Here is a 9,315-nt window from a genome sequence, read left to right as displayed (position 1 = left end):
GGCCGGCCTTGACCGAGCAGATCGGCCAGGCGGTGGGGCCCTGGGCGGCGAGGACCTTCTCGCCGACGGCGATCTGCTGGTCCTTGGTGGCCAGGTCGGCGCGCGGGGCGAAGGAGGTGCCACCGAAGGCGGCCCAGGTGCTGGAGGTGAACTGCAGGCCGCCGTAGAAGCCGTTGCCGGAGTTCACGGCCCAGTTGCCGGTGGCCTCGCACGCGGCGACCTTGTCCCAGACGGTGGCCGGCGCGGCGGAGGCGGTCGTCGCCGTGACGAGGCCGGCCACCGGCAGGGCGAGGACCGCCCCGGCCATCAGAGCCATCCGGACGCGGTTGCGGCGCTTCGGGGTGGCGATGGCGGTGGCAGCGGCGGTCTCGTTACGGAAAGTCATGCGGTTCCTTTCGGAGGTTCTGCGAGCGCGCGGAACCAGGCCCTCGGAAGGCCGTCGGTTTCGGGGACACGCACTCGCGTGGTTCGGCACCGGTTCCGGCTCCCGGGCGGTGAGGCCCGGTGGAGCGGTGTGCTCGGTGCAACGGGTTCGAAGGTACGGGGGCGGTCGTGGCGGTTTCAAGGATTTACGGATCAAGGCAGGTCAGCGGGGTGTTACCGGGCGTAAGGATCAAGGAATTGGGCGCTTTTGGAGCTTTTTGCCCCTATTTCCAAGATCAAAGAGCCCGGCGAAGTGGTCCGGACCACTCGGCGGGCCGTGTGAGGCCGCGCACACCGTCGACGGGCAGTGACGGTCCGCGGGCTCCCGGTGCCGGATCCGCCGCCCCCGGCGCGCCCGGGGGTGGCCCGCACCACAGGCCTCACCCGGAGTGCCCCGTGTCCTCACTCCCGGTGGCGGGCATAGCCTCGGGCGCATGAGCGAGCGGAGCGAGCGAATCATCGGTAGGCGCGCATGGGCGAATGCCCCTGGCGAGCGAAGCGAGGCGGGCGCATGAGCAATGACAGCGATGCGGAGGCGCTCGGCGGTGCCGAGGAGCCCGGGGCGGCGGTCGCACCCGCCGGGTTCGAGCTGGGGACGGACGGACCGAAGGTGATCCTGGCCGGGCTGGACGGCTCGGACTCCTCCTGGCGGGCCACCGCCTACGCGGCCGGCCTGGCCCGGCGGCAGGGCGCGACCCTCGCGGTGGCGTACGTGCAGCCCGTGCTCGGCGCGGCCACGGCACTGGCGGGGGCGGCGGTGGAGGAGACGACGCAGGAGATCGCCGAGGAACTGCTGGCGGCCCTGCGCGACGCCGAGCAGCGGATGAAGGACGTGTGGCGCGTCGAGTGGCACTTCCTGACCATGCGCGGCGACCCCTATACGGGGCTGGCCAAGCTCGCGAACGAACTGCGGGCCGACGCCGTCGTCGTCGGCGCCTCCGAGCAGGCCGGGCACCGGGTGATCGGCTCGGTGGCCGTCCGGCTGGTGAAGGCGGGGCGCTGGCCGGTGACCGTCGTGCCGTAGCGGGCTCCACAGCGGGCTCCGCAGCGGGCCCCGGTGCGGAGCCGGAAGGCGGGAACGCTAGGCTCCGCACCCATGATCGAGATCACGGGGGTCCAGGCGGAGCCTGGCGGCAGCGTCACGCTGAAGTTCGAGGACAAGCGCTTCACGGTGGAGCCGGTGGAGACGGGGTGGGACTGGCGGGGGATCTTCCTCGTCGGGTTCGGGATCTTCATGCTCCTGGCGCTGGTGTCGCTGTTCGGCTTCGGCTACATCATCAGCAAGGCCCACCTCGCGAAGCTGGAGAACGCGAACGCCGTCTTCTTCTTCTCCTGCTTCGGGCTCTCGCTGCTGTCCGGCGCCCTGGCCTGGCTGAGCGAGCAGATCATCGACATCTTCGGCAGCGGCAAGCCGGCGAAGTACACGCTCGCGGTCGAGCGCATCGCGGGGATCCAGTACGAGCAGACCGACCCGCAGGGCGGCCTGCGGGCCACCGTGCGCAAGGCGGACGGCGACGTCGTCCGGCTGAGCGTGGCCGGCGCCAAGGGACCGGAGCTGTACCGGGCGTTCGACGGGATGTTCCGGCCGGCCGCCCCGCAGTACGGAGAGGCCCCGCAGTACGGCGTGCGCTGAGCCGGGGCCGCCCAACGGGCGTGCGGCACGGCGGAGATAGGGTGCGTGACCATGACGGACACGCCGGTCACGCACCCCCGCCAGCCCGAGCCCGCCCACCAGTCGACCGACCCCGCCCACCAGACCGGCAGTGACCTCCACCTCGACCTGCCCGCCACCGGCGGCCGCAGAGCGGCCCTGATGACGGCGCTGCGCGAGGCCATCCGCAGCGGACGGCTGACCCCCGGCACCCGGCTGCCGCCCTACCGCACGCTCGCCGCCGACCTCGGCCTCGCCCGCAACACCGCCGCCGAGGCCTACGCCGAACTCGTCGCCGAGGGCTGGCTCACCGCCCGCCAGGGCTCCGGGACCACCGTCGCCGAGCGCGCCGAGCCCGTGCCGACGGCCAGGGCCCGCCGCCCCTCCGTCCGCCCCGGGCCCGTCCACGACCTGCGCCAGGGGCAGCCCGACGCCGCCTCCTTCCCGCGCTCCGGCTGGCTCGCCGCCGGGCGCCGCGCCCTGACCGCCGCGCCCAACGAGGCGTTCGGGCCCGGCGACCCGCAGGGGCGGCGCGAGCTGCGCACCGTCCTCGCCGACTACCTGGCCCGCGCCCGCGGCGTGCGCACCGACCCCGACCGGATCGTCGTCTGCTCCGGCTTCGCGCACGCGCTGCGGCTGCTGTTCGACGGCGCGGGCGCCGTCCTGCCCGCCGGGGAGAACGGGCCGCTCGCCGTCGAGGGCTACGGGCTGCCCTTCCACCGCGGGCTGCTGGCCCGCGCCGGGGTCACCACCGTGCCGCTCCCGCTGGACGAGGACGGCGCCAGGACGGCCGGGCTGACGGGCGGCCGCGGGCACGCGGGGAGCCGGGACCTCCAGGACGTCCGGACGGTCCTGCTCACCCCCGCCCACCAGTTCCCCACCGGCGGGCCGCTGCACCCCTCCCGGCGCGCCGCCGTCGTCGACTGGGCGCGCGGTCGCGGCGGGCTCGTCCTGGAGGACGACTACGACGGGGAGTTCCGCTACGACCGCCAGCCGGTCGGCGCCGTCCAGGGCCTCGACCCGGAACGCGTGGTCTACTTCGGCACGGCGAGCAAGAGCCTGTCGCCCGCGCTGCGCCTCGGCTGGATGGTGCTGCCCGACCACCTGGTCGACCGGGTGCTCGCGGCCAAGGGCGAACGCGAGGGCTGGGCCAGCGCGTTGGACCAGCTGACGCTCGCCGAGTTCATCGACTCCGGCGGCTACGACCGGCACGTGCGCGGGATGCGCCGGCGCTACCGGGACCGCCGCGACCGGCTGGTGGCCGCCCTCGCCGAGAGCGCCCCGCACGTCGCCGTCTCGGGCATCGCGGCCGGTCTGCACGCCGTCCTGCGGCTCGCGCCCGGCACCGAGCGCTCGGTGCTCAAGGCCGCCGCCTACCGGGGCCTCGCCGTGGAGGGACTCGCCGACTACCGGCACCCGGGGCTCGCGGCGCAGGACATGCCCGCCGCCGACGGACTCGTGGTCGGCTACGCCACCCCGCCCGACCACGCCTACCAGGCGGCGCTCGCCGCGCTGTGCGACATCCTGCCGGCGCCGGCCTGAGCGGAGCGGGGCCCCGGGAGCGTCGTCCGGCCGGCCCCGCGGCGCACCCGGCCGCGTGGCGGGCAGGATACGGTGCCGGGCGACGGCTCGGGGGCGGAACGCGTGCGCAATGACCCGCCGCGTCCGCCCGTGCGTCGTCACCCGGTACCGGCCGCGGCGGAGGGGAGCAACGGAAGCGGTACCGCCCCCTACGCTCCATGGACATGCGCAGAACACATCTCAGCCGTTCCGCTCTCGCCGCGATCCCGGCCGCCGCCGGCCTGCTCCTCTCCGCGGCGCCCGCCCAGGCGGCCGCGCCACTGCCCCTCACGGCCGTCGTGGACCGGGCGACGACCACCCCGGGCGGCTCGTTCACGCTCGCACTGACGCTGACCAACCCTTATGACACGCCCATCCAGTTCGTCTACCAGAGCGTCCAGCCGACCTATCCGACCACCCTGGAGCCGGGCCTCAAGTTCACCGCCACCGCGTGCGGCACCCAGACCAACGGGTGCAGCGAGAACGTGCACGGCGGCATCGCCCGCTACAACGTGCCGCTCGCGCCCGGTGCCTCCAGCAGCTTCAGCGTGACCTTCACCGTCGCCAAGGACTCGGCCTGCGGACCGTCCACCCGGATCGACCTCTACACCTACCTGTACTACGAGTACAACGCCGGCCTGTCCAACAACTCCGGCATCGTCAACATTCCCGGCACGCAGGTGCCCTGCGCCTGACCCGGTTCCCGCAACCCTTCGTCCGTCCCCCGGATCCCGGTGAATCACCCGGCCTTCCCCGACCTCTCCTGAACCCCCCGACCCCCTCGATCCCCCGTCAGGTGCCGGCCACCCCCGTACCGGCACCTGACGGGCCGTTCGCGCGCCCGCGCCCGGCCGCTGTCGGTGGCGGCTGGCAGGCTGGGTCCCATGTCCGAACCGCTGTGCACCGACCCCGCCGACGACCTGCTCGTGCCGATGCCGTACGCCGTGTACGCCGCCATCCGGGAACGGGCCGGGGAGCGGACCGCCCCGCTCGTGGACCGGCTGCTCCGCTCCTCCCTCGCCCTGACCCCGGCCCTCGACGACGACTCCGGCGAGGAGGCCGCCACGGGCCCGGCCGTCGGCCTGCTCGGCGGTCCGGCCGCGCTGCCCGCCGACGTCGCGTGGCCCCGCCACGGCGAGCACCCGATGCAGCTCCTCGCCCAACTCGACTGCGCCGGCCTGGCGGAGGCCCACCGCACCACCGGCCCGGGCGGTCCGTGGCCGCTGCCGGCCGACGGGCTGCTGCTGTTCTTCCACGACGACCTGTTCTCGGACTACGCCGGGCACGGGTGCCGCGTCCTGCACGTCCCGGCGGGGGCGCCGCCGCGGCCCGAGCCGGCCGGCCGCGGCGAGTTCGCCCCGCTCGCCGCCGTGCCGCTGCGGGCGGACTGGGCGCTGTCCGCGCCGTCCTACCAGGACCGCGAGCTGGAGGACCTGTTCCCCGACGACTTCATGGTCGCGCTCGACCTCGCCTCCGATTTCCGCGACCACCTGCCCGGCCCCGACGTCCGGGTGCTCGGCTGGTGCGACACCGACACCGGACGGCACGAGGGGCACCGCCCGCTGCTCCAGGTCGAGGCCTCGGCGGCCGGCGCGCACTGGGGCGAGACCGTCAACGTCTCGTTCTGGATCACCGACGAGGACCTGGCCGCCGGGCGCTTCGACCGCGTGCGCCACGGCATGGAGGTGGCCTGACCACGGCCCCGCACACGAACCACCGCACCGCCACGCCGCAACCGGCGTGGCGGTGCGTCGTGTTGACGCCGCACGCCACCCCGTCGGGCCCGTCGCGGCCCCGGGGCCGGGCAGCCGGTCGCGGCCCCGGCGGCTCCGCGACGCGGCCCTGACCAGGCCTCCGGCACACGCGGATCCGCGCGGCGAACGGACGTTTGACAGGCTTTTCGCGCGGAGCGGGCGGATCCGGATCAGATTCACCCTATCGGGGGGCACTCGGCCGCCGTACGGCTCTGGCCGGGCCCCGGTGATCTAGGGTTCCGGGTGGGCCGCCGGGAGAGGCGCCCGCGCTTGCGCAGACTTCGCCAAAACCCCCACCAATACGCGTATCTGATGATCCGCCATGGCTCCGGCCGGGACGGATCGGTCCGACCCGCCCGCGTGATTTCGACCAGATGAAGGAGACCCCTGCCGATGCCCGTCGACACCAGCACCGAGACACAGCAGGCACAGCAGCAGTCCCTCGCCACAGCCGCTGCCCGCAACCTCGCGACCACCACCAAGTCCGCACCGCAGATGCAGGAGATCACCTCCCGCTGGCTGCTCAAGGTGCTCCCCTGGGTCGAGGCCCACGGCGGTGCCTACCGGGTGAACCGTCGCCTCACCTACACCGTCGGCAACGGCGTGGTCGAGTTCATCAAGACCGGGTCCGAGGTCCGGGTGATCCCCCGCGAGCTCGGCGAGCTCGCCCTGCTGCGCGGCTACGAGGACGACGACGTGCTCACCGCCCTCGCCGACCGCTGCCAGCAGCGGGACTTCGGCCCCGGCGAGGTGCTCGTGACCCAGGGCGAGGCGGCCGACCGGATCTACCTGATCGCGCACGGCAAGATCAACAAGATCGGCACGGGCAAGTACGGCGACGAGACGGTCGTCGGCGTGCTCGGCGACGGCGACCGCTTCGGCGACGACGCCATCCTGAACCCGGACGCGGTCTGGGAGTACACCGCCAAGAGCGCGACCGCCGGTGTCGTCCTCACGCTCAGCCGCCGCGACTTCGAGCAGATCCGCGACAACGCGCCGACCCTCCAGGAGCACCTCCAGGAGTTCCTGGCCCTGCCGCTGCAGGCGCAGAACGAGCGCGGCGAGGCCGAGATCGCCATGTCGGCCGGCCACCACGGCGAGCACGAACTGCCCGGCGCCTTCGTGGACTACGAGCTGAAGCCGCGCGAGTACGAGCTCAGCGTCGCGCAGACCATCCTCAAGGTCCACACCCGCGTCGCGGACCTGTACAACCAGCCGATGAACCAGATCGAGCACCAGCTGCGCCTGACCATCGAGGCCCTGCGCGAGCGGCAGGAGTTCGAGATGATCAACAACCCGGAGTTCGGCCTGCTCAACAACGCCGACTTCGACCAGCGGATCCAGACCCACTCCGGCCCGCCCACCCCGGACGACCTGGACGAGCTGCTCAACCGCCGCCGCGACCCCGACTACCTGCTCGCCCACCCGCGCGCCATCGCGGCGATCGGCCGCGAGCTCAACGCCCGCGGGATCTACCCGCACCACGTCGACCTCGGCGGGCAGCAGGTGCCGGCCTGGCGCGGGGTGCCGATCCTGCCGTGCAGCAAGATCCCGATCACCAAGGAGAACACGAGCTCGATCCTCGTGATCCGTACCGGCGAGGACAACCAGGGCGTCATCGGCCTGCACCAGACCGGCCTGCCGGACGAGTACCAGCCGTCGCTGTCGGTCCGCTTCATGGGCATCGACGAGAAGGCGATCATCTCCTACCTGGTCAGCGCCTACTACTCGTGCGCGATCCTGGTGCCGGACGCGGTCGGCGTCCTGGAGAACGTCGAGATCGCGCACGGCCGTCACTGAGCGCCGGGCGGCCCTCGGCTGCCGGACCGCGAGCGGCGGTCGATCTTTGCTCCCGGAACGAGCCGAGGCCGTAACCGGCCCGCTCGAAGATCGTTTGACCAGATGACGGACGGCCCGCCCCCGGAGGCGGGCCGTTCGCCTGACGGGGGCGGCGGACCCGCGGTCCGCGGTTCCGCACGGCACGTGCCGGTCCTGCTGCGCCCCTCCGTCCGGCTTTCCTGCCCCAGAGCACTCTGCCCGCAACGGCGGTGTGCTTTCCCGACGATCCGAGAGGTGGGTGGATCCATGCCGCAGCCCCGGCAGCCCCGGCAGCTCCGCCGGATACCGGTGGACGGCCGAGGACGTGCCGTCCGCGGGCGAAAGGCGCGGGTGGCCGGTGCCGCGGTCGGCGTGGTGGCCATGTGCGCGCTGCTGAGCGGCGCGTCGGCCTCGGGCGCCGTGCGCCACGGCGGGGGACACCCGCACGGGCCGGTCGCGGACGTCTGCGTCTGCACCGGCACGGACGTCTCGGTGGACGTCGGGCCGGACGGGCACGACGTCGGCGTCGGGGTCGGGGTCGGCGTGGACGTCCAGGTGCACTGGCACCACCCGTGCCGGCCGCACGACGATGACGATGACGACGACGGGCAGGACGGCAAGGGCGGGGACCACGGGTACCACTGGGGACACCATCACCATTCGTGCCCGAGCCCGACGCCGACACCGACCCCCACGCCGACCCCCACCCCTACTCCGGCACCCACCCCTACGCCGAGCGCCACACCCCCGAGCCCGACGCACACACCGGCGCCTCCGCCCCCGTCGTCGGCACCCCCGCCGCCGCCCGCACCGGCGCCGGCCCCGCGACTCCCCGCCCCGGCCGTGCCGCAGACGCCCCGGCCGGCGCCCCCCGTGCCCCGCGCGGCCCCTTCGCCGAGCCCGGCCGCGGTGCTCCCCACCCCGGCGGCGAGCCCGCCGCCTCCGCCCCCGCCGACCCCGGCGTGGCCGACTCCCGCGCCGCAGGTCCGCTACCACGTGCCGGTCGGTCAGCCCCTGGCGGAGGCCCCGGTGCACCACCGCACCGCCAAGACGACCACCACGATGCTCATCGTGACCGTGCCCGCGGTGATCGCGGCGGCAGCGCTGCGCCCGGGTCGCGGCGGTGGTGGCGGCCGAGGCCGGTCGAGCGGTTCCTGACCGCCGCCCGCCCCCCGGAACGACCCCCGAAGAACCCCTGAACAACCCGCTGGGCCCGGACCTTTCGCGTCCGGGCCCCACCCCGACATTCCCCGTCACCGAGCAGAGCCAGAGAAGGGAGTCCCCATGGACGAGTGGGTCGCTTTGGCCATCGCCATGGCGGCGGCGTGTGCCGTCGTCGTGGCGATGGTCGTGCTACGGCACCGCCGGGTGGGCACCGTGAAGCACGCCGAGACCCCGGACGTGATCGAGTACATCACGATGATGATCGGCGTGGTCTACGCGATCGTCCTCGGCCTCGCGATCGCGGGCGTCTGGGAGGCGCGCGGCAGCGCCCAGGACGGCGTGTTCCGCGAGGCCCAGTCGCTCCAGGAGGTGAGCGACCGGGCGGTGGTCTACCCGGCCGAGGTCCGCGACAAGATCAGGGCCGACGTGGACGCCTACGTGTCGTACGTCGTCCAGGTCGAGTGGGACTACATGCGCGACCACGGGAGCGTCTCCGACAAGGGCAACGAGCTGCTGGCCCAGGTGCGTTCGGACGTCGCCACCCGGCAGCCCGCGAACGAGCTGGAGGCGCAGACCTACCAGCCCGTGATGGACCGGATCGCCGCCGCCACCGACGCCCGCAACGCGCGCGGGCAGAACGCCGGGCCGACGATGCCCGGGGTGGTCTGGTTCGGGCTCATCGCGGGCGGGCTGGTCACCTTCGGCATGCTCTTCGCGCTCCAGATCCGGCGCACGCCGCGGGAGTTGATCCTGGCGGGCTGCTTCAGCGCGCTGATCGCGTTCCTGCTGTTCATGATCTGGGACTTCGACGACCCGTTCGGCGGGAGCGTCCGCGTCACCACGCAGCCGTTCACCGATCTCTTTCCGCACCTGAACCTGGGCGGCGGCGACTAGTCACCGAAGGGCCGGGGGGCCGGAGGGCCGGCGCCACTCGAACGGCAGCGC

General features: G+C 73.8%; 8 protein-coding genes. 7 read left to right on the top strand and 1 reads right to left on the bottom strand.

The features are described from left to right. A partial coding sequence (locus ACFXDE_RS30795; RefSeq protein ID WP_380497940.1) for a transglycosylase family protein occupies positions 1 to 385 on the bottom strand: 385 nt, incomplete at its 3' end. 549 nt (positions 386 to 934) lie between these two features. Between ACFXDE_RS30795 and ACFXDE_RS30790 the strand changes: the two genes are divergently transcribed. The 7 genes from ACFXDE_RS30790 (at position 935) to ACFXDE_RS30760 (ending at position 9,264) form a co-directional block, all read left to right on the top strand. After that, entirely contained in the window at positions 935 to 1,447 is a 513-nt protein-coding gene (locus ACFXDE_RS30790; RefSeq protein ID WP_380440232.1) for a universal stress protein, read from the top strand. A 72-nt stretch (positions 1,448 to 1,519) separates the two neighbouring features. Beyond that, on the top strand, positions 1,520 to 2,056 hold the full coding sequence (locus ACFXDE_RS30785; RefSeq protein WP_380440234.1) for a hypothetical protein: 537 nt from the start codon (positions 1,520 to 1,522) through the stop codon (positions 2,054 to 2,056). 51 nt (positions 2,057 to 2,107) lie between these two features. Further along, positions 2,108 to 3,616 carry a PLP-dependent aminotransferase family protein gene (locus tag ACFXDE_RS30780; RefSeq protein WP_380497939.1) on the top strand — a complete coding sequence of 503 codons (1,509 nt, stop codon included), beginning with the start codon at positions 2,108 to 2,110 and terminating at the stop codon, positions 3,614 to 3,616. A 203-nt stretch (positions 3,617 to 3,819) separates the two neighbouring features. After that, the gene (locus ACFXDE_RS30775) at positions 3,820 to 4,329 is read left to right on the top strand and encodes a hypothetical protein (RefSeq protein WP_380440238.1); all 510 of its coding nucleotides are present in this window, start codon (positions 3,820 to 3,822) and stop codon (positions 4,327 to 4,329) included. A gap of 189 nt (positions 4,330 to 4,518) precedes the next feature. Further along, positions 4,519 to 5,328 (top strand): DUF1963 domain-containing protein, encoded by an 810-nt coding sequence (locus tag ACFXDE_RS30770; protein WP_380497938.1) that lies wholly within the window; start codon positions 4,519 to 4,521, stop codon positions 5,326 to 5,328. Between the two features lie 453 nt (positions 5,329 to 5,781). Beyond that, a complete protein-coding gene (locus ACFXDE_RS30765) occupies positions 5,782 to 7,188 on the top strand; it encodes a family 2B encapsulin nanocompartment shell protein (protein WP_380440242.1) in 1,407 nt (468 codons plus the stop codon). Positions 7,189 to 8,490: 1,302 nt separating this feature from the next. Continuing rightward, positions 8,491 to 9,264 (top strand): hypothetical protein, encoded by a 774-nt coding sequence (locus ACFXDE_RS30760; RefSeq protein WP_380497937.1) that lies wholly within the window; start codon positions 8,491 to 8,493, stop codon positions 9,262 to 9,264. Positions 9,265 to 9,315: the final 51 nt, after the last annotated feature.

This window comes from Kitasatospora sp. NPDC059408 (assembly GCF_042751525.1).
Lineage (GTDB): Bacteria > Actinomycetota > Actinomycetes > Streptomycetales > Streptomycetaceae > Kitasatospora.
Note: the sequence above shows the minus strand (reverse complement) of the source record. Positions and strands in the feature narration are given on the sequence as shown.

What these genes read in the sequence shown, in the direction of transcription:
- ACFXDE_RS30790 (WP_380440232.1), top strand. Translation starts at nt 935, where the DNA reads ATGAGCAATGACAGCGATGCGGAGGCGCTCGGCGGTGCCGAGGAGCCC.
- ACFXDE_RS30785 (WP_380440234.1), top strand. Translation starts at nt 1,520, where the DNA reads ATGATCGAGATCACGGGGGTCCAGGCGGAGCCTGGCGGCAGCGTCACG.
- ACFXDE_RS30780 (WP_380497939.1), top strand. Translation starts at nt 2,108, where the DNA reads ATGACGGACACGCCGGTCACGCACCCCCGCCAGCCCGAGCCCGCCCAC.
- ACFXDE_RS30775 (WP_380440238.1), top strand. Translation starts at nt 3,820, where the DNA reads ATGCGCAGAACACATCTCAGCCGTTCCGCTCTCGCCGCGATCCCGGCC.
- ACFXDE_RS30770 (WP_380497938.1), top strand. Translation starts at nt 4,519, where the DNA reads ATGTCCGAACCGCTGTGCACCGACCCCGCCGACGACCTGCTCGTGCCG.
- ACFXDE_RS30765 (WP_380440242.1), top strand. Translation starts at nt 5,782, where the DNA reads ATGCCCGTCGACACCAGCACCGAGACACAGCAGGCACAGCAGCAGTCC.
- ACFXDE_RS30760 (WP_380497937.1), top strand. Translation starts at nt 8,491, where the DNA reads ATGGACGAGTGGGTCGCTTTGGCCATCGCCATGGCGGCGGCGTGTGCC.